The organism is Treponema peruense (assembly GCF_016117655.1).
Lineage (GTDB): Bacteria > Spirochaetota > Spirochaetia > Treponematales > Treponemataceae > Treponema_D > Treponema_D peruense.
In genome coordinates, this window is the sequence record NZ_CP064936.1 from 17639 (window position 1) to 39792 (window position 22154).

22 protein-coding genes, 1 tRNA gene and 1 riboswitch are annotated in these 22154 nt (G+C 41.8%); of the genes, 10 read left to right on the forward strand and 13 right to left on the reverse strand.

Annotation, left to right across the window (positions count from 1 at the left end; translation table 11 throughout):
• Nucleotides 1-4: 4 nt before the first annotated feature.
• The 7 genes from IWA51_RS00090 to pyrE form a co-directional block, all read right to left on the reverse strand.
• Nucleotides 5-793 carry a histidinol-phosphatase gene (locus IWA51_RS00090; protein ID WP_177527776.1) on the reverse strand — a complete coding sequence of 263 codons (789 nt, stop codon included), beginning with the start codon at nt 791-793 and terminating at the stop codon, nt 5-7.
• A gap of 53 nt (nt 794-846) precedes the next feature.
• Nucleotides 847-1284, reverse strand: a complete 438-nt coding sequence (locus IWA51_RS00095) for a hypothetical protein (protein WP_177527777.1) — start codon at nt 1282-1284, stop codon at nt 847-849.
• Nucleotides 1285-1363: 79 nt separating this feature from the next.
• A tRNA-Val gene (locus tag IWA51_RS00100) sits at nt 1364-1436 on the reverse strand.
• An 81-nt stretch (nt 1437-1517) separates the two neighbouring features.
• Nucleotides 1518-2402, reverse strand: coding sequence for an ABC transporter ATP-binding protein (locus IWA51_RS00105; protein WP_198442673.1), 885 nt, complete (start codon nt 2400-2402; stop codon nt 1518-1520).
• A 22-nt stretch (nt 2403-2424) separates the two neighbouring features.
• Nucleotides 2425-3375 (reverse strand): FecCD family ABC transporter permease, encoded by a 951-nt coding sequence (locus tag IWA51_RS00110; RefSeq protein ID WP_198442674.1) that lies wholly within the window; start codon nt 3373-3375, stop codon nt 2425-2427.
• Between the two features lie 12 nt (nt 3376-3387).
• A complete protein-coding gene (locus IWA51_RS00115; protein ID WP_198442675.1) occupies nt 3388-4425 on the reverse strand; it encodes an ABC transporter substrate-binding protein in 1038 nt (345 codons plus the stop codon).
• 21 nt (nt 4426-4446) lie between these two features.
• Nucleotides 4447-5133 (reverse strand): orotate phosphoribosyltransferase, encoded by a 687-nt coding sequence (pyrE, locus tag IWA51_RS00120; RefSeq protein WP_198442676.1) that lies wholly within the window; start codon nt 5131-5133, stop codon nt 4447-4449.
• A 115-nt stretch (nt 5134-5248) separates the two neighbouring features.
• Between pyrE and IWA51_RS00125 the strand changes: the two genes are divergently transcribed.
• The 6 genes from IWA51_RS00125 (at nt 5249) to IWA51_RS00150 (ending at nt 10311) form a co-directional block, all read left to right on the forward strand.
• Nucleotides 5249-6700 carry an ATP-binding protein gene (locus IWA51_RS00125; protein WP_198442677.1) on the forward strand — a complete coding sequence of 484 codons (1452 nt, stop codon included), beginning with the start codon at nt 5249-5251 and terminating at the stop codon, nt 6698-6700.
• A gap of 44 nt (nt 6701-6744) precedes the next feature.
• The gene (locus IWA51_RS00130) at nt 6745-7392 is read left to right on the forward strand and encodes a hypothetical protein (RefSeq protein WP_198442678.1); all 648 of its coding nucleotides are present in this window, start codon (nt 6745-6747) and stop codon (nt 7390-7392) included.
• Nucleotides 7393-7441: 49 nt separating this feature from the next.
• Nucleotides 7442-7921 (forward strand): hypothetical protein, encoded by a 480-nt coding sequence (locus tag IWA51_RS00135; protein ID WP_198442679.1) that lies wholly within the window; start codon nt 7442-7444, stop codon nt 7919-7921.
• 60 nt (nt 7922-7981) lie between these two features.
• On the forward strand, nt 7982-8950 hold the full coding sequence (locus IWA51_RS00140) for a hypothetical protein (RefSeq protein ID WP_198442680.1): 969 nt from the start codon (nt 7982-7984) through the stop codon (nt 8948-8950).
• Between the two features lie 91 nt (nt 8951-9041).
• Nucleotides 9042-9680: a hypothetical protein gene (locus IWA51_RS00145; protein ID WP_198442681.1), complete on the forward strand. Its 639-nt coding sequence runs from the start codon at nt 9042-9044 to the stop codon at nt 9678-9680.
• 10 nt (nt 9681-9690) lie between these two features.
• The gene (locus tag IWA51_RS00150; protein ID WP_198442682.1) at nt 9691-10311 is read left to right on the forward strand and encodes a hypothetical protein; all 621 of its coding nucleotides are present in this window, start codon (nt 9691-9693) and stop codon (nt 10309-10311) included.
• A 230-nt stretch (nt 10312-10541) separates the two neighbouring features.
• Here IWA51_RS00150 and IWA51_RS00155 read toward each other — a convergent pair whose 3' ends face one another.
• Complete coding sequence (locus IWA51_RS00155) at nt 10542-11354, reverse strand: hypothetical protein (RefSeq protein ID WP_198442683.1); 813 nt, start codon at nt 11352-11354, stop codon at nt 10542-10544.
• A gap of 513 nt (nt 11355-11867) precedes the next feature.
• Nucleotides 11868-11966: riboswitch (glycine riboswitch) on the forward strand.
• A gap of 85 nt (nt 11967-12051) precedes the next feature.
• Here IWA51_RS00155 and IWA51_RS00160 point away from each other — a divergent pair.
• From IWA51_RS00160 to IWA51_RS00170, 3 genes are all read left to right on the forward strand, one after another.
• Nucleotides 12052-13494, forward strand: coding sequence for an alanine/glycine:cation symporter family protein (locus tag IWA51_RS00160; RefSeq protein ID WP_198442684.1), 1443 nt, complete (start codon nt 12052-12054; stop codon nt 13492-13494).
• A 489-nt stretch (nt 13495-13983) separates the two neighbouring features.
• Nucleotides 13984-15003: a pectinesterase family protein gene (locus IWA51_RS00165; protein ID WP_198442685.1), complete on the forward strand. Its 1020-nt coding sequence runs from the start codon at nt 13984-13986 to the stop codon at nt 15001-15003.
• Nucleotides 15004-15031: 28 nt separating this feature from the next.
• Nucleotides 15032-16051, forward strand: a complete 1020-nt coding sequence (locus IWA51_RS00170) for a sugar kinase (RefSeq protein ID WP_198442686.1) — start codon at nt 15032-15034, stop codon at nt 16049-16051.
• Nucleotides 16052-16054: 3 nt separating this feature from the next.
• Here IWA51_RS00170 and IWA51_RS00175 read toward each other — a convergent pair whose 3' ends face one another.
• Nucleotides 16055-16852, reverse strand: coding sequence for a TIGR02757 family protein (locus IWA51_RS00175; protein WP_198442687.1), 798 nt, complete (start codon nt 16850-16852; stop codon nt 16055-16057).
• Between the two features lie 499 nt (nt 16853-17351).
• Here IWA51_RS00175 and IWA51_RS00180 point away from each other — a divergent pair, with 499 nt between their 5' ends.
• On the forward strand, nt 17352-18848 hold the full coding sequence (locus IWA51_RS00180; protein WP_198442688.1) for an HDOD domain-containing protein: 1497 nt from the start codon (nt 17352-17354) through the stop codon (nt 18846-18848).
• A 15-nt stretch (nt 18849-18863) separates the two neighbouring features.
• Here IWA51_RS00180 and IWA51_RS00185 read toward each other — a convergent pair whose 3' ends face one another.
• The 4 genes from IWA51_RS00185 to rsmI form a co-directional block, all read right to left on the reverse strand.
• Entirely contained in the window at nt 18864-19682 is an 819-nt protein-coding gene (locus IWA51_RS00185) for a TrmH family RNA methyltransferase (protein WP_177528656.1), read from the reverse strand.
• On the reverse strand, nt 19682-20833 hold the full coding sequence (locus IWA51_RS00190) for an iron-containing alcohol dehydrogenase (RefSeq protein ID WP_198442689.1): 1152 nt from the start codon (nt 20831-20833) through the stop codon (nt 19682-19684). Before IWA51_RS00190 ends, IWA51_RS00185 begins: the two co-directional genes overlap by 1 nt.
• Before the next feature lie 114 nt (nt 20834-20947).
• Nucleotides 20948-21235: a flagellar biosynthesis anti-sigma factor FlgM gene (locus IWA51_RS00195; RefSeq protein ID WP_177528654.1), complete on the reverse strand. Its 288-nt coding sequence runs from the start codon at nt 21233-21235 to the stop codon at nt 20948-20950.
• A complete protein-coding gene (rsmI, locus tag IWA51_RS00200; RefSeq protein ID WP_177528653.1) occupies nt 21207-21959 on the reverse strand; it encodes a 16S rRNA (cytidine(1402)-2'-O)-methyltransferase in 753 nt (250 codons plus the stop codon). Before rsmI ends, IWA51_RS00195 begins: the two co-directional genes overlap by 29 nt.
• Nucleotides 21960-22154: the final 195 nt, after the last annotated feature.

Below are 22154 nucleotides of genomic sequence, written 5' to 3' on the forward strand. Positions count from 1 at the left end.
TGTGTCAGAAGTCGGGCTTTTCTATTGGCGTCAGACAGAATCTTGAGGCAAAGTCGCGAGCCTTCCATGCGTTGAATATTACGTCTGAAGGATGGTGTGCGTCTGAATTGCAGATTACTCTTGCGTTTGAGCGCGATACCATTTCCCAGAATTCGCAGTACGGATAGGCGTAGCGGATTCCGCGGCGGGTGTCACTTGGTGTGCGTGTTATTCCGAGTCCGTTTATTTCGAGCGGCAGGTCAAGATCGCAGGCTGCATCGAGTATGGCCTGAAGGCATGCTTTTGACTGTTCGTCCCATTCTTTGTAGCCTGCCATAAAAAGGTCGGGGTGTGCTACAAAGGCGAAGTTTCCGGAACGCATGCCGTCTATTGTCTGGTCAATGTATTTGTTGAGAAGCATGGGGTTGTCTATGTCGGGCGCGTAAATGTGGCTTGAACCGTCTGTTACCCAGTGTGGCCCCAGAACAAGATAGTCTGCTTTGTAAGTAGATTTGAGGTCGTCAGAATACCATGCCGAAAAATCGCTGTCCCATTCACATTCGTAGCCTGTGTAGACGGGGAACGGAGCGGCTTCTTTTGCTTCTTCTATCCATTCAAGGTAAGTGGGAACTTCATCTATGGACATTCTTATGTTGGGCCAGCAGTCATCGAAAGAGTCCGGGTAAGGGCAATGGTCTGAAAATCCAAGCTGTGTGCAGCCTTCACGGATTGCCTGTTCAACATAGTCGAGGGGCGTTCCTTCTGCATGATTGCAAAGCTGTGTGTGTGTATGAAAATTTGATATTGGGTTCATGGTATTATTGTAACATATTTTGAGTTTATTTTCATGCTGTACTGGCGGGTTGGCTATGGGTGCTTTTTACTGCACTGGCTGCATCCTGTGACAATTACGTGCTTTTTTCCTGAAGTTTTGTTAAAGAGCCTGGCTACGAGGTGGCCGTCTTTTACAGGAACTTCTTTGTGGCAGACAGGACAGATTCTTTTTATGCCAGGTTCGGGGTTTGGAAAGCAGTGCGGGCAGCCACTTATGGTACACAGCTGGTCGGGTACATTCATTGGCCTGTAGACGCGGCTTATGAGGTCTTCTCCCGGAAGAAGAGGAGTGTTGCAAAGGGGACAGTTTATCAAAAGGCCTTTTGAGGCTGCTTCCTGTTGTTTTTGCCGGGCGAGCTTTTGCCTGTGTTCTGATTCACCGTAGGCTTTCCACTTTATGTAGAAGTTCAGGAGCAGTATAATGAGTATTGCGGCTGCTGCCATGAGAATAAAGGTTAGTGTGCCGGACATTTTATTTCCTTAAAATAAAACAGTTGTGCAAGATCTGAAATAAAAAAGGCTCCATGCAAAATACATGAAGCCTTTACAATGGGCGGTGAGAGGATCGAACTCCCGACAACCTGGGTGTAAACCAGGTGCTCTCCCAGCTGAGCTAACCGCCCGATGTTTTTATATGATAGCATATAATTTTTTTTGTGTCTAGTGGGGAATGTGGGTTTCTGCGTATTTGGGGACCTTTTTGTTTAAATTTCGTAGGCCTGCAGGCATTTGTATCCCGGGTGAATAAATGTGCTGAACTTGTGACCGTAGATTTGTTCAAGAATTTGCGGTGACATAACTTGGTCAAGGGAGCCTGAAACAAGGGAGCCGTTTTTCTGGAGAAGGGCCAGTCTGTCTGCGAAGCGTGCGGCTGTATTAAGGTCGTGTATGCAGACGAGTATGCCTTTGTTTTCGCTGTGTGCCAGTTCTTTAAGGAGTGCGAGAAGGTCGTTTTGGTATGCAAAGTCAAGGTTGGCGACCGGTTCGTCCAGCAGAAGAAAGGCCGTGTTCTGCGCGAGGGCGCGCGCTATTCTTACTTTTTGGTACTCGCCGCCGGACAGGGACAGAATGTTTTTGTCGGCAAGGTTTTGTATCTGTACCTTTTTTATGGCTTCTTCTGCGGCGGCGTAATCGATGGGTGTGTATATGCCTGATTTCGCGCGCCCGAATCTCCCGGTTAGCACAACGTCGCGGGCGGTGTAATTCCACGCGGGGAATTCAGCTTGTGTCAGGTAAGCGATGTGGCTTGTTATTTTAAGGCGTGACAGTGCTTTTAGGGGGACAGAATCGAGCAGAATATCTGTACCCTTAAGGCCGTTTTTCCTAATGCCGGCCATGAGTGTAAGGAGAGTGGATTTTCCGCTTCCGTTTGGGCCAGAAAGACAGACAAATTCTTTTGTGTTAAGGTCAAGGTTTATGTTCTGTAGTACGTTTTTTTTGTTCCACGAGGCTGTTAGATTTTTGGCGCTGAGAGTGTGTGTATCTGTACCATTATCTGTCGCTGTTTGTAAAACTGTACCCGTTTCTGTACCTATATCTGTGCCTTTAACTGTACCTGTATTTGGATTTGTTTTTATATCTGTACCCATAACTGATCCCTTAACTGTACCCTTATTTTTTTGAAAGGAGCAGCCATACAAAAAACGGTGCGCCAAGAAGTGCTGTGACTGTTCCGACTGGAATTTCTGCAGGTGCGGCGGCTGTTCTGCAAACAGTGTCTGATATGAGAAGAATTATGGCTCCACACAACATGGATGCCGGTAAATGTACAAGAGCTTTTGGTCCTGCAAGTTTTCTGGCACAATGCGGGGCAATGAGTCCTATAAAACCGATTGTTCCGCCTGCGCAAACTGCCGCTGATGCTGCAAGTGTTCCTGCGAGGAGTGTCTGCGTTCTGAGTTTTTGTACTTCAAGTCCAAGGGACGCAGCTGTTGTTTCGCCTGCGTAGAGTAAGTCGAGTTTTGGGCTTAGTAAAAGAAGCGCCGGTATTGAAATGAGTGCGGGTATTGCAACAAGTTTGAGTTCGTTCCAGCCGCGCCCGCTGAAGCTTCCGAGCATCCAGATGTACATTGACTGGATTTTTTGGGAATTGAGGGAAAGTGTTATTGATGTAAGTGCGGAATACAATGTTCCGAGTGCTGTTCCGCAGAGGAGTATGGCTGTAGTTGAAGCTTCGCGTGTTTGTGAAAGGAGTGCCACTGCAAGGCCTGCGATGAGGGCTCCTAAAAAAGATCCCGCGTTTAGTATTGCGCCTCCTGCAAAGCATGCTGCACTTACCGCGCCAAGTGTTGCGCCCGATGTGATTCCCAGGATGCCAGGTTCTGCGAGCGGGTTTCGGAATAAAAGCTGAAAGGCGGCGCCGGATCCACCGAGCATTATGCCTGCTGTGGCTGCAAGTAGTGTTCGTGGCAGTCGAATTTGCAGCAGAATATTCTGCGCCGCCGTGTTTGTGTTTGCGAGGAGCTGTTTGAAGTCCAGATTTGTGGCACCGAGCGCGATGGAGAGAGCAGCAGTCAGTAAGAGGATAATTGTTAGCAGAGTGAATTTGGTGGCGGTTTTCATACTGGGTGTTTGTTATTGCAGAGATGCGGTTTGGGTTGGGGCGCTGGTTTGTGGAGCGGGGATGCTGTTGTCGCACAGGATTTGTTCAACTTGTTTTAGTGCAAGAGTGATTCTTGGTCCCGGACGTGAAATTATGTCTGCGTTTATTGTGTAGATTTTTTTGTTTTTTACGGCGCTTATTGTGTTCCAGCCCGGGCGCTGTTCTACCTGTGAAGGGGAAATTCCGTTTGAGTCTGGAAGAATTATTACGTCGGGGTTTGCGGCAATTATTGCTTCTTCTGACACGAGCGGATACTGCGATTGCAGAGAGGAAAATATATTTGTTCCTCCGGCGGCCTGAATTATTTCTGTTATATAGGAAGATTTTCCGGCGCTCATGTAGGGTGAATTCCATACTTCGTAATAGACGTTTTTTTGTTTGGAGAGAGACTGTTGGACTTGCGTTTTGTTTTGTGCTGCGGTGAATGCGTTTTGTATGCTTTGCGCAAGTTCGTTTGCTTTTTTTGTGTGGCCGGTGAGTTCCCCCATGTAAATAATTTCCTGTATAATAGAAGAAACTGATTCAGCTTTTGACAGATAGACTTTTATTCCGGCTGATTCGAGCTGTGGTTTTGCAAAGTCGTGCATTCCTTCTGAACCGTAAACCATGTCCGGTGAATAGGAAATTATTTTTTCTATGCTGAGCGATTTTTCTGAAAAGCCGCCGACGCTTGGTTTTTGCTGCATTTGTTCTGGCCAGTCGCAGAAGTCTGTTCGGGCAGCAATCTGACTATATGCGCCTATTTCACAAAGGATTTCGGCCGCAGACGGTGAAAGAACGACTATGCGTTTTGGAACGTAGCGCGGGGAAGCGGCGGCAACGGTTTGTGCATTTGCAGTTTGGGAAGAGTCGGTTTTTGTTAATGGAACTGCGCTTTTTGTTTTTGCACAGCCGGCAGCAAGTAATGACGCTGTTAACGAAATTATTGCTGCGGCTGCCAAAATAAGTGCGCGCGTTTTTTTTGTTTTGTTCAATTTATTCTGCTTGTTCTGCGCTTTTTGTTTTTGCACTTTTTTCTCTTTTGCTCGATGTTACCGGGCGCCCCATTCTGCGTAGTAAGCGTCGATTTCTTTTTTGAGTTCGTCGGTAATTATTCCGTTCTGGCCGGGTTTGTAAAGATATTCAACTACGTCTTTCATTGTTACGATTGCGCGTGCAGGGAAGCCGTATTTTTCTGTTATTGCGTCCAGTGCGCTCTTTTGTGAGTCGAGTGCGCGTTCCATTCTGTTGAGCGAAACCATTTCTCCTACAATTGTTATTGCGTCGGGTGTTGTTCCCTGGGCTTTTACTACGGGATATGTTTCTTCGATGGATTTTCCTGAAGTGGTTACGTCTTCTATTATTACTATGCGGTCACCGTCGTGTATTTCACTTCCGAGCAGATTTCCTTTGTCTGCACCGTGGTCTTTTGCTTCTTTTCTGTTTGAGCAGTAGCGTATTTCTTTGCCGAACAGTTTCTGGTAAGCGATGACGGTTGCTACACTGAGCGGAATTCCCTTGTATGCGGGGCCGAACAATACGTCGAAGTTGTCTCCGAAGTTGTCGTGTATTGCGTGCGCGTAGAATTCGCCGAGTTTTGCGAGCTGGCTGCCTGTTACGTATGCACCTGCGTTCATGAAGAAGGGTGATTTGCGTCCGCTTTTGAGGGTGAACGAACCGAATTTGAGTACTTTGCACTCGACCATGAAGTCAATGAATTCTTTTTTATACTGTTCCATGCTTTGAATAATAGCGTATTTTTAAAATTTAATATACAATTTTTTAATAATGTATCAAAACAAAAAAGTGGAATTATCATAGAAGTTAACATGCTCAGATTTAGGAGGTGTTTTGATGATGAACTTTGAAGAACTTAACATAGAGACTTTGAAGGAAGGAAACCATTTTGAAGCAAAACTTGCAAAAGGTGGAATTCCTAACAGCCTGTGGGAAACTTACTCATCATTTGCTAATACTGATGGAGGAATAATCCTTCTTGGTGTGAAAGAAAACAAAGATCATACCTTTATGATAGAAGATATTGAAAAGCCTGAACAGATGGTAAAAACCTTTTGGGATAACATAAACAACAAAAAAATCGTAAACATAAATATTCTCAGCAATAGTGATGTTGAAATTAAGGAAATTGGAGGAAAACATACTATTTGTATTACAGTTCCACGTGCAGAACGAATTTATCGCCCTGTTTTCAAAGGAACAGATATGTTTGCAGGAACATATAGAAGAAATGGAGAAGGGGATTATCTTTGTTCCAAAGAAGAAGTCTCTGCCATTTTTAGGGATGCTGGACAAGTTACCCAGGATAATAAAATTATTACTGAAATAAGCCTTGATACTCTTTGTAAGGAAACAATTGCACATTACAGACAGCGTTTCGTTCTGATTCATCAGGGACATGTTTGGAATGATCTTTCTGATATAGATTTCTTGAAAAAACTCGGTGCTGCAAAAATCAATTCAGAAGATGGAAAGGTTTATCCGACTGCAGCAGGGCTTTTGATGTTTGGTTATGAATCAGAAATCCTGTATGAATATCCTCAGTATTTTCTTGATTATCAGGAGCACTTTGATGAATCAACAAGATGGTCAGACAGGATTGTTTCAAGTTCCGGCGAATGGAGCGGAAATTTATTTGACTTTTTCTTTAAGACTTTCAATAAACTTTCAGAGGATGTAAAAAAACCTTTCATTCTTAATGGAATTACAAGAGTTGATGATACACCTGTTCACAAGGCAATTCGTGAAGTTCTTTTGAATACTCTTGCAAATGCGGATTATTATGGACGACGTGGAGTTGTTATAAAAAAATATAAAGATCATTTTTCTTTTGAAAATCCTGGATTATTCAGAATAAGCATTAAGGAAGCTTTTGACGGCGGAGTATCAGATCCGCGCAATGCAACAATCTTAAAAATGTTTTCAATGATTGATATTGGTGAGCGGGCTGGAAGTGGAATTCCTGGAATTGTTTCTGTCTGGAGTAAGGAATATGGATATGAACCTGAATATTTTCAGGCTGTAAATCCTGAAAGAACTTGTACTGTTTTGAAATTAAAGAGTGATAGTTTAAATGATAGTTTAAATGATAGTTTAAATCTTTCTGACAGTGAAAACAAAGTTTTTTCTGAAATAAAAAAGAATAATGCAGTAACTATTGAAGAATTAATAAAGTTGGCTGGTATTTCTGAACCAACAGTGAACCGTTGTTTGAAATCGTTGAAAGAAAAGGGAGTTCTTGATAGAGAAGGATCAAAGAAAACTGGCAGTTGGAAAATATTAGAGTAGAAATATCGAAAAATCATCGCTATGAGTTTATATTGGAGAGTAATATGAAAAAACTGATTCAAATTATCCTAACGTGTTTAACAGTGCTCTTTGCGTCCTGTTCTTCAATGCCGATGGAAAATGTAGAAAGTGTAGAAAAAGGCGTGGCACTTGAAAAGAATTGGGGATATGTAATTGCAAGAGTGATTAATCCTGATGCGGGAAAAACTATTCCTGCTTATAATCTGGACGGCGAAGTATCAGAATATATAAAACTGAATTCGGATGTTACTTTTGAAAACAAGTATCGTGTATTTGGTTCAGGCAAGTTTGTAAATGACGAAGCTCCTGTGCAGTTATATTTTTGCAGGATAAAAAAAGGCAGTTATTATGTTTCTCAAGTCGGAACAAATTCAGTTTATAAACCTGCTTATTTTTTTAATGTTAAAGAAGGCAGAATAAATTATATCGGCGATTTTTATATTGATTTGGTTCATGGCGGATTAATAACACTTAAGTTTGGGCATGACTGGTATGATTTAACAGTCAAAGATAATTTTTCTGATCTTGCAGATTTTGATTCTTATTTGTCTGAATATAAAGAATATGAACTGGTTAATTCTTCATCGGAATATAAAAAGAAACCGTGGATCTGTCCTGTTGACCGGAGTTATGTTACACCGAATACTGCTTCACAGAATACCGCGAAATAAGTTTACAACAATATAATAAAATATTATAATATTGTTTTGGGAGAGCAAAATGAAAAAACTGATTCTGTTTGCAATTTTATTGCTGGCTGTTCCGGTTGTATTTTCAAAAGAAACGGGACAGGAAGAGGACGTTATAAGTCTTGGTTCGGTTTCGTGCGAAGATTATGAAAAGAAGCGTATAGATTATAATCAGAAGACGTGGTTTTGGTTTTGGGGAATTGCATACAGGTTTGAAAATACAAATGAAAACTTGTCAAAAAATGAACTGAATGAAATTCTTGCTCCTGTAGAGGGCAATGTAAGTTTAATTAAAAAAAGTGATTTTTGGGACAGATTTACTATCGGGCTGTTAAGCTTTTGCCTTGCAAGCGGTGTTGTCTGCGCTTTTTCTGATACATATTCACCAGTGCAGTTTGTAACAGGTTCGATGAGTCTGCTTTCTTTGGTTTCGCTGAATTTTACAAACATTGCTTCTGAAACTTACCGGATGCACGCGGTTGATAATTACAATCTTTATTTGACTGAGTGAAAGGAAAAGATGTTTACAAAAATATAATAAAATATTATAATAACATTATAGGAGTACAAAATGAAAAGAATAATTTTTATGTGTATGGTTTTGTCTGCTTTATTTTTAAGCTGCAAAAATGAATTTGAAGAAGACTTTATTGTTTCTTTATCTTCTGAAAAATCAAGTGCAAATTTTACAAGTAAAATTTCACACTTAAAAGAAATAGGTTTATTTGATTCAATATTACAAGAGAAATCAGATAGAGCCATTGAAAACAGTGGTGATAAAACAGAAGTTAATTTATTTATTGAAAATCCAGATAAATATATTGAAGAAAATTCCAATGACGATAGTGAAGAAAGTTTGAACTTATTTACTTTAATATATGATGGAGGAACAATAGAGGATGTTTATAATTCTATGTTGGTTGTTTCTCCCGAAATGGCCGAAGAATATCTTGATACAGTTACAAAATCAATTAACAGTAGCGAAACTTCAGCAGGAAGAACCGCAATGGCGGTTGACAGCATAAAATCAATTAATCTTTCATTTTTTGAAAATAGCTATGATAATATGTCAAGAGGTATTTATGCCTCTAATTTAAACCGTGATACTGTAAACTGGTATTATGGAATGTGTGCTACTACAATTGCAGGATTAACAGCTTATAAATTCTTTAGTTGGTGGCAACCTTGGGTTAGAGTAGCGGGATTGGCAACAGCGATTGCCGGCGGTGCGTCTATGGCTTTTCAATTAGGGGTTTGGTATGTCTGTACGGATTTTAAGGCTTGGGTAACATCGTTTGTAAACCGAGATTCTGAAGAAGCAACAAAGATTTTGAATTCAGAAATAGGATTAAAAGTATTGGGAATTTCTACTGCAACAGCAGGTGTTGTAGCCTACTGTTATTTTGTAACACCAGAACTTTCAAGACCTGTTATAAAATTTGTTAAAGAAAAATGGAATTCAATAGTTATATTTATACGAAATGCTATCAATACAAATATAAAATTATCATTTTTTCATATACCGTTAGATTTATTATAAAAAAGAGATTACTATGAAAACAAAATTAAATCTAATTATCCTAACGTGTTTAACAATGCTTTTTGTGTCCTGTTGACCGGAGTTAGGCCTTATGTACAAGAAATTAATTTGTTTTATAAGCCTCTTTGCTTTGAGTGGTGCTTTATATTCGCAGACAGCAAATAAAGATGAGCATATTGCATTTGATGGTGATTTTAAATTTTATACACCAAGTCTTTTTGGACATGTCGCGGGTAATAACGCTTATTTGGGAATAAGAGAAAATAAGGATGAACTTGATGACTGTTATACTGGTTTTATTGAAACCAGATTTTCTACTGTTAGTATAAAAAATTTTACATTAAGTTGCAGTTTTGCATTGGGTCCTTATGTTGACTATGGTAAAGATTCTTCGTCGGTTACTTCAATGAATCTTTCTTTGGGTGGAGGATTTTATTATCACAATAAGCCGTCGTTTTTGTTAACGGGATTTACATTTTACCTGTACCCGGTTTATCAGATTTCAATTTATTCACCAGAAAATTATGAGCCATATTTGAAATGGAAAATGGCAGCGGATGTTGGTTATACATTTACTATTTTTAACAGTCTGACAGTTTATCCCTATGTAAGAAATATTATTGGTTGGAACGACAAAGAATTTCGTTATGGCTTTGACTGCGGAATTGCACTTGGAATTTATTTTCCGGATGATAAATCTCAATATATAACAGGTCCTGTTGGCGAGTAGAAGGGAAAAAATGAAAGCAAAAATTTTTATAATTATCTTAACGTGTTTAACATTAGTCTTTGCGTCCTGTGCGACGATGAATGTGAATAATGTAAATAAAGGCGAAGCGCTTAAAGGCGGCTGGGGATATGTAATTGCAAGAGTGATTAATCCGACTGCAGGAAAAACTGTTCCTTTTTTTAAGTCGGATGGGGAAGTGTATAAGTATTACGAATTGAATTCAGATATAAAATTTGAAAACCGTTATTATGGCTTCAGTCCTTTTGAATTAAAGAATAATGAAGCGCCTGTTCAGTTGTATTTTTTAAAGGCAAGAAAAGGCACTTATTATATTTATGAAGTTGGAAAAAACTCAATGTATAAGCCTGTTTATTCTTTTTATATTGAAGAAGGAAAAATAAATTATATAGGCGATTTTTATCTTGATGTGATTCGTGGAACAATATCAAATCTTATTATAGGCCGTGACTGGTATGATTTGACAGTCAAAGATAATTTTTCTGATCTTTCAGATTTTGATCTGTCTGAATACAAACAGTATGAAACGGTTAATGCATCTTTTGAATATAAAAATGAGCCTTGGACAAGTCCAGTTGAACGGAGTGATGTGTCGGAGTATACAGGACATTAGGGAAGTTTTCTGAAAGCTGAATCTTTATCTTTGAAAATACAATCTTTATGTGCGGACGTTGCGTTAACAATTACGCATGTACGGGAAGATAATGTAGGGCTAACAAAGGTGCTTAAATGGCGCGTCTTTGTTGGGGCAAATGTTTTTTGCAGTTTAAGGGTAGAAATAAAAAAAACCGGTCATGCGACCGGTTTTTTTTATGCCAGGCTTATGCCTGACAGGTTTTGTGCTTACTCTGCAACTTCTGTTTCGTTTACGATGTCAACAAGCTCGAGTCTTCCTGTAAGAGTCTGTCCCTTGTAAGCATTTGTATAGATACCAAGGTCATACTGTGTAGCTTTCGTATCACCAGTTTCTTTTGCAGGAATTGTATAGCCAACAATCTTTTTGTCTGCTGAATTGTCATCTTTTACTGTAGAAACAGTAATTATGTAAGATCCATCACCTTCACCGTCTTCTACTTTTCCGTCTTTGTCAGTGTCCTCGCCACCTGCAACAACGTCTACACGGTATGTAACAGGCTTTGTGATGTCAGATGTATAGTTAGTGTAAGTTTTAAGCGTACCTTTATATTCAGTTGCTTCGCAGCCATCTTCTCCAATCATTACACCTTTAAGATCTGTAAAATTCTTTTTTTTGTTGATATTTGTATCATCAACAGCTACTTTCTTGAAGAAAGATGAGTATGCCATCAACTGACCCTCCTTATTTCTTCCAAGACCAACAAGTCCAAAGTTTTTTGCACCTGTTGGTGTTCCTTTAGAATCACTTACGTCCTGGATGTGGTAGATGAAACCGATAATTCCGTCTCCATTATCATTTTTACCGTTCATTGCACCAAGAGTAATGAGTGCAGATGCAGATGTATGCTTTGTCTTGAGAGACTTGTAACCGCGCTTGTATCCAGTGGTAGAGTCGTTGGTAAGTTCAAGATCTTCACCAATTGAGCCTGTTTCTCCTGCAACTTCCGGGCATCCAATAAACATGGTTGATGCCATCAAAAGAGCCATTCCACCCATAAGAATCTTTGTTGAAAGTTTCATATCGTATCTCCTGTAAATTAAGAGATTGGTTTGGTTGTGATTCCGACAAACCTTTCTCTTTAGAAATAATTGATATATACAATGTATTACAAGTCTTTGTGTAAATCAAGTCTGTTTTATTAAAATTGTTTTAAACTTTTCTCCCGCGGACGTTACGTTAACAGACGCTCATTTACGGGAAGGTCCGCGTGGTAAGACGCAGTTTCTTTAGATAAGGGGCAGCGATAGGTTAAAATGCTCCCAGTCAGCCGCGGAAATCGAAAACCGGGCCATATGGCCCTTGATGTGATTTTTGCGTAGAAACTATCGTATGTCGCTTCGCGACAACTAAAAATCAAATCATTTCCGCTTCCCGCGTCCTCCTTCGCGCATTTTAACTCTATCTAAGATTTATCTATTTAAAGGTAGCGTCTTCTCCCGCGGACGTTACGTTAACAGTCTGGTTTTTAACATCTTGCTAACATTCTGTTTCTGTGATATAATACACAAGTTACGCTCTTGATTGTGGTCGGGGCGTAATTCTCTGGAGAGTTCCTGCCGAACCTGGCGGGACGCCGAAGGGTTAAGGTTATTCCAGCCGATATCTCAGGCAAAGTGGACAGAAAACTTTTTTCAACACACACTCTTTAGAGAGCCGGTATGAACCTGTAAATATGGTTATAGTCCGGCTCTTATTTTTTTCTCAAAGGAATACTTTATGTTTGAAGAAATCCTTGGTAAAATTGATGACATTGTATGGGGAATTCCTACAATCGCGCTCATCCTTGTAACTGGTATTGTTGTTACAATAGCAACAAAGGGAATCCAGTTTTCAAAATTAGGCCGTGCTTTTAAGGGCATTTTCAAGCAGAACGAAGGTCATGGTGAACTTTCGGGATTTGCAGCTCTTTGTACAGCACTTTCTGCTACAATCGGAACAGGAAATATCGTTGGTGTTGCAACAGCAGTTGTTGCCGGCGGACCGGGCGCTCTCTTCTGGATGTGGGTTGCCGCTATTCTGGGAACAGCAACAAAGTTTTCTGAATGTATGCTTTCTATCAAATACCGCGAAGTAAAACCGGACGGACACGTTCTTGGCGGACCGTTCTATACTATAGAAAAGGGAATGGGAAAGAACTGGAAGTGGCTTGCAGTTCTCTTTGCCATCTTTGGAACTTTCGTTGGTCTTTTTGGTATCGGAACATTTACCCAGGTAAACGGAATTTGCGGTGCTGTCCAGAATGCATTCGACCCCGAAAATGCACACATTGCATTCAGCCTGTTTGGTCACGACTATTCATGGGCAATAGTAATCGGTGGTGCAGTTATTACAATTTGTACAGCCTTGGTTGTTATTGGCGGACTCAAGCGCATTTCAAAAGTAGCAGAAAAAATTGTTCCGGTTATGGCAATTATTTATGTCTTCCTTGGACTTTCTGTAATCATAATGAACGCAACAAAGATTCCGGCTGCATTCGGGCTTATCTTTAAGAGCGCATTTGGATGGACTGCTGTTGCCGGTGGTGCAGCAGGTTATGTTCTTAAACAGGTTACCGATTCTATGCAGAAAGGTATTGCGCGCGGTATTTTCAGTAACGAAGCAGGACTTGGTTCAGCTCCAATCGCGGCTTCTGCTGTTCAGACAAACGAACCTGTTGAACAGGGACTTGTTAACATGACAGGTACAGTTATTGATACACTTATTATTTGTACAATGACAGGTATTACCCTTGTTATAGCCGGAATGAATGAAGGTATCTGGACTAACCTTACAAGCGCTTCGGGCGAACCACTTAAGGGTGCAGCTCTTACGGCAGCATCTTTCTCTAAAGTTCTTGGAGGAGACCAGCACAGCGTTCAGTTCCTTCTTATGCTTTGTCTTGTGTTCTTTGCATTTACTACAATACTTGGATGGGACTACTATTCAGAAAGGTGTCTTGAATATCTTTCTGGCGGAAAAATGGGAATTGTTAAGGTATACAGATGGCTTTATATTATTGCCGTTGCAATCGGACCTTATATGACAATTTCTGCTGTATGGACAATTGCCGATATTACAAACGGTCTTATGGCTATTCCTAACTGTATTTCCCTTCTTGTTCTGAGCGGAATTATCGCAAAGGAAACAAAGGTCTACTTTAACAAGTGCCCGACACTGTAATTTTTTACTAACTGAGGGTTGGTTTAGAAAACTGACCCTCCTGCGCAGGAAGACGCTGCTTCTAAAAAGATACCCCTTAACGAAAGTATTTCATGAACAACTCAAATAGCGTTGTTCATGAAAACTTCAGTTGTTGCACAACTGCCTTTATTAACGTATACGCTCACGCGTACTAATTGTACTCAATCGCAAGTTGATACTTGCTCAATCGTACAATTTTATGGAAAGTTAAAATGCGCGAAGGAGGACGGGAAAGGCCGAAATGACTTGGTTTTTTGCCGTCGCGAAGCGACAAACAATAGTTTCCTTGCAAAAACCACGTCAAGGGCCTTATGGCCCGGTTTTGGACTTTACCGGACGACTGGGAGCATTTTAACACTCGCTGCACTTATCTAACTAAACTGCGTCTTACCACGCGAACCTTCCCGTTATTATAAAGCCCGACGCTGTTTACATTGATTTTTTGCTTAATTTGGGCTATAATAAGATATGCTAGAACTTAATGTTAATGCACGGTCGCCGGCCGCGATAAATACTGCATTTAAGAAAATCAAGGAAATGGTAACCAGCGGTGCCGTTTCAAAGACTACTCCTGTTCATATTCTTCTTGAACCCGGTTCCTACAGAGAGATTGTAAAATACAACATGTCCAATCCCCTTGTCATGGAAGGCGTTTCCGGCGCAGGTCCGCAGGATTGTGTAATTCAGGCCGACAACTGTGAATCTTTTAACAAGGGTGCAGAAAACCGCAGCATTCTTTCATTTGGCCCTAACTGTACAAACATCACTTTAAAAAATTTTTCGGTAACAAATGCCCATTTGAAAAATTCCGCAGACACAAACGCATTGTCAGACAGTGCCGAAGCTCTTTCGTGGAACAACACAACCGGAACTCTTTTTGCCGAAAATATGCATTTTGAAGGCCGCAAAAATACACTTGGCCTTAAGGGATTCAGCTGGTTTTTGAACAGTTATGTAAGCGGCGACGTAGATTTTATATATGGTGAATGCGATACGGCTTTGTTCGAAGACTGCGAGATTCATGTTCGTGAGGATAACCGTGGTGATTTTGACGGGTATGCTGTAAAAAGCAATGCCCTTGCAGAAAAGAGCGGTTTTGTTTTCCTTTCATGCCGTTTTACTGCAGAAAAGAGACGCAAGAGCAGCGTGTATGTTTACAGAACAGAAGGCCGAGGATCTTCTGCTTCCCCAAAGAACTGGGACAGCGCGGCATTCATTAACTGCTACATAAGTGATGTTTTTGACCCTGAACTTGCGTGGGATGACGATATGTCAATGCAGATTTACCCGCGTGGAAATGCAAAAAACGGAATTCGCGAGTACAATACGCGTGTTGTTACAAAGAGCGGTAAAGTAAGTGAAGATGACACTTCACGCAGGAATATACGCTCTTACACAATGACAGAAGATGATTACTTTCGCGGTTATGCAAGCCGTTATCTGATACTGCATGATACACCGTTTGCTGCTATTACACAGGAAATTTAGTCAATTTCCTGTTAATTAAGGATTATTTATGAAAGTTGTTACATTCGGCGAGCTGCTTCTGAGACTGGAACCGGAAGGTTACTACAGGTTTGTTCAGGTAGACAAAATGACTTCCACCTTTGGAGGGGCAGAAGCGAATGTTGCTGTTTCGCTGGCCAATTTTGGAATTGACTCTTATTACGTGACAAAACTTCCCTGTCATGAGATAGGTCAGAGCGCGGTTAACTCTTTGCGTCGTTTTGGTGTTCATACTGAATATATTTCGCGCGGTGGAAGCCGTGTCGGCATTTATTACAATGAGCGCGGGGCAAGTCAGCGGCCTTCAAAGTGCATTTACGACCGTGCACATTCTTCTATTGCAGAAAGTGTCCCCGAAGATTTTGACTGGGATTCAATATTCAAAGACTGCAGCTGGTTTCATCTGACCGGCGTTACGCCAGCCCTCGGAGGGAATCTTCCTCTTATTTGCGAACAGGCATGTGCTGCTGCAAAGAAAGCCGGAGCCATAGTGAGTGTAGATTTAAATTACAGAAGCAAGCTTTGGACACGTGAAGAGGCGCGCGCTGTAATGGAAAGAATATGCCGTTATGTAGATGTATGTGTCTCAAACGAAGAAGACGCGCGCGACGTGTTTGGAATAGAAGCCTGCGGTTCCGATGTAGAAAACGGTCTTATTAACCGCGAGTCGTATAAAGAAGTTGCAGTTAAGCTTGCACAGAAATTTGGCTTTAAAAAAGTGGCTGTTACTCTTCGCAAATCTGTTAACGCAAACAACAACCGCTGGAGTGCACTGCTTTATGACGGAAGTGAATTTTATCTGAGCCGCGAATATGACATGGTGATAGTTGACAGGCTTGGTGGCGGTGACAGTTTCTGCGCAGGGCTTATTTATTCTTTGCTGAACGGTTTTAACAGCCGGAATGCAGTGGAATTTGCGTCTGCCGCATCTTGTCTTAAACACAGTGTTGAAGGCGATTTTAATATGGTAACAGCCGACGAAGTAAACAGACTGGCGCGCGGTGATATTACCGGCCGCATTCAGCGTTAGGCGTTAAGAGCCGCTTTTGTCTGCACCAAGTCCAAAGAGTGCAAAGTCCGCGCGCACCGGGTCATCGGGAAACACCTGCCGCAGGCATTCCGTTAATTGAACGGCGGTTTTGAGAGAAGCGGCGCGCGGTTTACCGGACAGGGCCGGCGGTATAAGTTCAAGATTTGTTGCTTCCTGCATGACGTGTGTGTCCAGTGGCATAAGAAGATCCTGCTTGGGGTACCAAGTCCATAGCCCCAGGTCTACAGGAGAATTGCCCCTTACCATCCAGCGCAGAAACATATTCAGCTTTTTTGAGGCACTTTCTGCTGTATGCGGAATAAGATTGCATTCTGAGGGAAAAAGACTTGAGATAAGTGGTGCCAGTAGTGGAGAGCCGCTGAAGGCCGCTGCATATTTAGCATTACCGTTGCGCGCCGTTTCGTAAAGTTTTTGCATGTGCGCGCCAAGAGTTTCGCTTTCGTTAAGAATTTTCCTTATTGTGTCAAAAAACAGGCGCATCGAAGAAAAAGTGTACATTCTGTAAAAAGATGCGGCCGACTCTGGAAAAAAAGATTCATATTTTTTGTCCAGAATCCACTGTGCAGGGGAAGAGCCGGAGCGGTCAAGAATCTGCTCTATGTGCAAAAGAATCTGTTCGCGGCGCCCAAAAGCCAGATTTGCCGAAATAAAAGCAACTATTTCCTTATCCTGTACGGAATTATATCTGTGCATAAACTGTGACGGGTCTTTTTTTAGAAACGCTGCCGTTTCATATTTTTGTGCAAGTTCAATAAGAGTGGCTTTTGTCTGGTCATTCATGCCGTGATTTTAGTGTTTTGCAGTTGAATTTACAATAATTTAATCAATTCTGAATAGTATTTTTGCATTCAGCCTTTAACAAAGATATGGACGACTGGGAGCATTTTAACCTGCGCTGGCGCTTATCTAAACAAACTGCGTTTTACCACGCGGACCTTCTAGTACACACGCGTCTGTTAACGCACGTCTGCGCGGGAAGACGCTACCTTTAATTAAATAAATCTTAACGAAAGTTAAAATGCGCGAAGGAGGACGGGAAAGCACGAAATGATTTGATTTTTAGTTGTCGCGAAGCGACATACGATGGTTTCACCGCAAAAATCATATCAAGGCCAATATTGGCCGGTTTCGTGATTTAACGGACGACTGGGAGCATTTTAACATTAGCTGGCGCTTATCTAAAAAATTAAATTCCGGACTAACAGTTTTTTAAGTTGCAAACCTTTTGCAAAATACCCTGATTGTGTTATAATTCAATACCGCAGAGGGCATTTGTTTTATGGCACAGATAAAAAAGATAAAAGTCGACGCTTCCAAAGTTCAGCTGGCAATCAGAGCCGGAATTCCGCTGACACTTACTACATATACTCTTCCGCATGCGATGGAAGAATATATCTGTGAAATTCTAAAAATTTTTCTAGAAGATTTGGGCCAGAACCACATGGTCGACAGCCTTACTTACTGCATTAAGGAACTTGTAAACAACGCAAAAAAAGCCAACACCAAGCGCATTTATTTTCAGGAAAAAGGGCTTGATATAAACAATTATTCTGATTATGAAAAAGGAATGAAGACCTTTAAGCAGGATACCCTCAACAATATCCGCTATTATATGGAACTTCAGCGCAGAAAAGGCTACTACATTAAGGTTTCGCTTCAGACACGCAATAATAAAATCAAAATAGAAGTACGCAACCGGGCTGAACTTACTGTTTTTGAATACAAGCGCATTCATGACAAGATTACCCGCGCACAGCAGTATTCGTCTGTAGAAGACGGACTTGTACAGCTTTTGGATGAGTCAGAGGGAGCCGGTCTTGGTCTTGTTATAATGATTCTTGTTCTGCGCAAAATTGGCCTTACCGAAGAGAACTTCCAGGTTAAATGCGAAAATGGCGAGACAATTACAAGACTTATTCTTCCGTTCAGTGCGGCTACACTCAATGATATTAATGCTCTTTCTACTGAATTTGTTAATCTTATTGACGGGCTTCCTGAATTTGACGAAAACATTATGCAGATTAACCGCATTATTGATGACCCCAAGAGCAAAATGAGCGATATTGCCATGAAGATTTCAAACGATGTGTCGCTTACTGCCGAACTTCTTAAAATGGTTAACTCTGCCGCATACGTTTTGTCTACTCCGTGCAGTTCTATTGGAGACGCCGTTAAAATAGCCGGAATCCGCGGTATACGCAACCTTTTGTTTTCTATCGGAACTATGCATAAACTTACGGTCAATTCAACCGGCAAAAACAAAGAGATGTGGGACCATTCCTACCGTGTGGCTTTTTATGCATACAATATCGCGCGCAATTTCTGTGCAAAAGACAGAGGTTGTGTAGATGACAGTTATGTATGTGGTCTTCTGCATGATATGGGCAAGATTATTTTTGAAAACGCCATGCCCGATGTCCTTTACAAGATTAATTCCCTCTGTACCATGCGCGGAATTGAACCCGAACTTTTCGAAAGAATGATTTCGGGCGTTAACCACGGCGAACTTGGTGCAAAGATTGCACAGAAGTGGAATTTTCCGCAGGTTTTTGTTGATGTAATCCGCTATCACCACGAGCCCGCTGAAGCTCCTGAAAATGTGCGCAAACTTACCAGCGTAATCTATGTTGCAGACATTATGACTCATTACGAGGAAGGCAAGGTTTTGTTCGAAGATATTGATTCCGCAGTGCTCAAGACTATTGGAATAGAAAAAGAAGAGCAGTTCCACGGAATTTCTGAAAAGCTGAGCCACGCATTCAGGCGCGAAAAATAATTTTTTTAACAAATGTCAGTTGTTTTTTAGAAGGGCATTTGTCCATGCCTGCATAAGAATTCCAAAGGCAACTCCTACGTTAAGTGACGCTTTAAGGCCTGTCATTGGAATTGTTACGCGCCCGTAGCTTGCCCTGTGGAGTGCTTCCGGACTTACGCCAAGTTCTTCTGAGCCTATTATTACTATTCCTTCTTTTGGAAAGTTGAATTCATTTATTGGTGTTCCGCCGGTTTCTAGTACAAAAACCGGCCTGTCTTTTGGAAGTTCTTCGAGCGGGCATCTTGTGTAACCCATCGTTTCTATGCAGCCCATTCCACTTCTTAATGCTTTGCTTTGTTCGGGGTCGGTGCATTGCGGTGAAATATACACGCTTTCACAGCCCATTGCTTCTGCCGTGCGGAATATTGAACCTACGTTGAACGGCGAGCGGATGTCTTCTGCATAGACGCTTACTCCCTTAAAGAAGCTGCGCTTTTGTACGCTGAGTTTTTCGTTTGCGTGTGGTGCTATTACAAGATCCCATTCTGCCGGGAAGGTTCCTATTACTGCAAGCAGCGCATTTCTTGCTTCGTTGCATAAGCGCCGCTCGTCTGTGTCTTTTTCTGAAAGAAGTGCGGCTATTCTTTTTGCGGCATCCTGGGGAAGTTTGGGGTCGTCCAGTACGATTTTTGCAAGTTCGCGCGTGTATTCCAATCGTGTCAGTTTTTTAAAGTTATATTCCAGACCGCTCTCTGCTATTCCAGCTATGTCACGTTCCAGTTCACCAAAGGTAAGTGCCAGTTTGCGTCTTTTTTGTCCCGCCGTAAGCTGAAAAAGTTTGTCGGGTGCTATCATCAGTATGCCTTCTTTATTAGTTCAAACAGGTCATCTGTTGTCATGCTGCGCTGGAGGGAATCTATTAGATCTGTTTGTCCTGCGTCTTCTACTGCGAGTGAAAGCTGTTCTATACTGAGCGAAAGGTCTTTGAGACGGGCCGGAATGTTTATTTTGGCAATGCGCTGCCTTATGTATTCGGCAAGTGACAGGGCTTTTTTTTCGTCAGTGTCTTCGTTGCTGTCTGTTATTCTGTAGATGTCGGCAATTTTGGCGAGTTTTGCGGCTGCAAATGTTGTTGCATCTTCGATTATGTAAGGAAGAAGTATTGCGCTTACCAGTGCACGCGGTATTTTATAGCGTGTATTGATTGTCAGTGACAAAAGTGTCGAAGCTCCTGCTGAACAGGATGCCAGTCCGAGTGATGCCATGCAGCCGGCCTGTGTATAAAGAACTTCGGGTGGGGTTGTGACTGTTAGCGTAGGGGAGCCGTCTGCCGCGTATGACATGAGCTGGAGCGCTTTTTCTATAAGCATGTCGCTGAAGAAAGTTGATTTGCGGCTTAAATAAGCTTCGAGTGCCATGCTGAATGTTTCGAGACCCATTGCGGCACTTTGTTTGTCGGTAAGCGTGAGTTCAAGATTGGGGTCCCAGAGAACCAGTTTGCAAATACCGTTCTGTGTTTTTATTATTTTTGCGCTTCCTGAACGTGAGTCGCAGAGGGGAACTCTGTCTGTGAAAAGAAAAGCGTCTCTTATTGTTGTAGGTACGCATATAAGCGGAATTGTGCCTGCTGTTGGTGTACCGCCGTCTATGTAGTCGTAGGAAGTGTGCGGTTCGTTAAAAAGTGCGCAGGCAGCTTTTGCAAGAGCGAGTGTTTTTCCACCGCCTGCAGCGATTATTCCGTGTATGTGGGAATTTCTGGCAAGGTTGAGTATTGTTTCAAGAGTCTGGGTGTCGGCAGCCTGTGTAAGTTCGTCAAAGACAAAATATTCTATTTTGCGTTCTGCGAGTGGTGCCGTTATTTTTTCTGCAGTGCCGGTTTCTTTGAGGATAGGGTCCATTATTACCATGTAGCGTGAACCCCATTCCAGAGCATTTTGTCCCAGCCGTGTTACTGTGTAGGGACCAAGTATGATATTTGGTGAAATTTTGAATATGAAATCTGTCATTTTAGTGAACTCCCGTTTGCTTTATCGTATAATCATTATGCAAAATATGCAAAAAAAAAGAGCGGAAAATTAAATTCCGCCCTTCTTTTCCCGTGAATTCCCACTGCTACAAAATTAGAATCCGTATGCGCTGAGAATTCTGTCTGCTGTTGAAGCAATTGTGGCTTCGTTAAGATAGTTCGGATCCTGAATTTTCTGCTTGATCTGTTCGACAAGCTCGGAACGAACATCGGGTGTTTCATCCGCAATCTGGCTAATCATGCGGGCTTCTGCCATTGCCTTTGCTTCGTCTGAAAGAGTGATTTCATCAGAAGAAACCTTAACACTCTGAGTAGTACTTGTGCGCTTGGTATTCGTTAAACTGGTTAAAGGATTAACTCCTGAAATCTTGTCTATCATCATAATATCCTGCCTCACTTACATTATCGGAACTTTCGTCTGAAAGTTTAGCATTTTTGTCACCGGCAATGAAAACTGCGAATTCTCCCTGAATTTTGCTTCTGGAAGCGTATGATTCAAGTACTTCGCTTGCGGCGGCGTCCGTTATTTCTTCGTGCATTTTTGTAAGTTCGCGGCCTACAACTACACGCCTTGTACTGTCAATTTCGGCAATATCCTTCAGTAATTTTACTATTCTGAAGGGACTTTCGTAAAGTATTACGGCGTATCCCGTTGCCATAAGTTCGCGAAGTCTTGCCTTTCTGCGTCCCGGTTTTGGGGAAAGAAATCCTTCAAAAACCAGGGTTTTTCCTCCTGCTCCGGCTACACTTGCCAATGTTGCAAAGGCGCTTGCTCCCGGAATGGGAATTACTGTGTGTCCGGCTTGTCTGACGGTTCCGGCTAGTATTGCGCCGGGGTCGCTTATTCCCGGAGTTCCTGCGTCGCTTGCGTAGGCTACGTTTTTGCCTTCATCAAGAAGTGCGATTATCTTTTCTGACGCAAACTTTTCGTTCTGCGAGCGGCAGCTTATGAGCGGTTTGCGTATTTCAAAATGATTCAACAGCTGAAGAGTATGCCTTGTATCTTCTGCCGCAATTACATCGACGCTTTTTAGCGTTTCCAGCGCGCGGAATGTAATATCGCCCAAGTTTCCTATGGGTGTTGCTACAATATATAGTTCGGACACATTTTAATTATATATAGAAAGAATATGAAATTCAAGTAAAACCGCGCGGATGTTGGGTTTACAAAGAAGTTCGTTAACAGACGCTGGTGTAGAGGAAGGTCCGCGCGGGAAGACGCCTCTTTTAGATAAGTGACAGCGCAGGTTAAAATGCTCCCAGTCAGCCGGTGAAGTCCAAAACCGGGCCATAAGGCCCTT

Excerpts from the sequence above, each read along its gene's own strand:
- IWA51_RS00145 (WP_198442681.1), top strand. The coding sequence starts at position 9,042 with ATGTACAAGAAATTAATTTGTTTTATAAGCCTCTTTGCTTTGAGTGGT.
- IWA51_RS00165 (WP_198442685.1), top strand. The coding sequence starts at position 13,984 with ATGCTAGAACTTAATGTTAATGCACGGTCGCCGGCCGCGATAAATACT.
- IWA51_RS00155 (WP_198442683.1), bottom strand. The coding sequence starts at position 11,354 with ATGAAACTTTCAACAAAGATTCTTATGGGTGGAATGGCTCTTTTGATG.
- IWA51_RS00090 (WP_177527776.1), bottom strand. The coding sequence starts at position 793 with ATGAACCCAATATCAAATTTTCATACACACACACAGCTTTGCAATCAT.
- IWA51_RS00195 (WP_177528654.1), bottom strand. The coding sequence starts at position 21,235 with ATGATGATAGACAAGATTTCAGGAGTTAATCCTTTAACCAGTTTAACG.
- IWA51_RS00105 (WP_198442673.1), bottom strand. The coding sequence starts at position 2,402 with ATGGGTACAGATATAAAAACAAATCCAAATACAGGTACAGTTAAAGGC.
- IWA51_RS00140 (WP_198442680.1), top strand. The coding sequence starts at position 7,982 with ATGAAAAGAATAATTTTTATGTGTATGGTTTTGTCTGCTTTATTTTTA.
- IWA51_RS00160 (WP_198442684.1), top strand. The coding sequence starts at position 12,052 with ATGTTTGAAGAAATCCTTGGTAAAATTGATGACATTGTATGGGGAATT.
- IWA51_RS00185 (WP_177528656.1), bottom strand. The coding sequence starts at position 19,682 with ATGATAGCACCCGACAAACTTTTTCAGCTTACGGCGGGACAAAAAAGA.
- IWA51_RS00110 (WP_198442674.1), bottom strand. The coding sequence starts at position 3,375 with ATGAAAACCGCCACCAAATTCACTCTGCTAACAATTATCCTCTTACTG.
- pyrE (WP_198442676.1), bottom strand. The coding sequence starts at position 5,133 with ATGGAACAGTATAAAAAAGAATTCATTGACTTCATGGTCGAGTGCAAA.
- IWA51_RS00175 (WP_198442687.1), bottom strand. The coding sequence starts at position 16,852 with ATGAATGACCAGACAAAAGCCACTCTTATTGAACTTGCACAAAAATAT.
- IWA51_RS00180 (WP_198442688.1), top strand. The coding sequence starts at position 17,352 with ATGGCACAGATAAAAAAGATAAAAGTCGACGCTTCCAAAGTTCAGCTG.
- IWA51_RS00150 (WP_198442682.1), top strand. The coding sequence starts at position 9,691 with ATGAAAGCAAAAATTTTTATAATTATCTTAACGTGTTTAACATTAGTC.
- IWA51_RS00190 (WP_198442689.1), bottom strand. The coding sequence starts at position 20,833 with ATGACAGATTTCATATTCAAAATTTCACCAAATATCATACTTGGTCCC.
- IWA51_RS00170 (WP_198442686.1), top strand. The coding sequence starts at position 15,032 with ATGAAAGTTGTTACATTCGGCGAGCTGCTTCTGAGACTGGAACCGGAA.
- IWA51_RS00135 (WP_198442679.1), top strand. The coding sequence starts at position 7,442 with ATGAAAAAACTGATTCTGTTTGCAATTTTATTGCTGGCTGTTCCGGTT.
- IWA51_RS00095 (WP_177527777.1), bottom strand. The coding sequence starts at position 1,284 with ATGTCCGGCACACTAACCTTTATTCTCATGGCAGCAGCCGCAATACTC.
- IWA51_RS00125 (WP_198442677.1), top strand. The coding sequence starts at position 5,249 with ATGATGAACTTTGAAGAACTTAACATAGAGACTTTGAAGGAAGGAAAC.
- IWA51_RS00130 (WP_198442678.1), top strand. The coding sequence starts at position 6,745 with ATGAAAAAACTGATTCAAATTATCCTAACGTGTTTAACAGTGCTCTTT.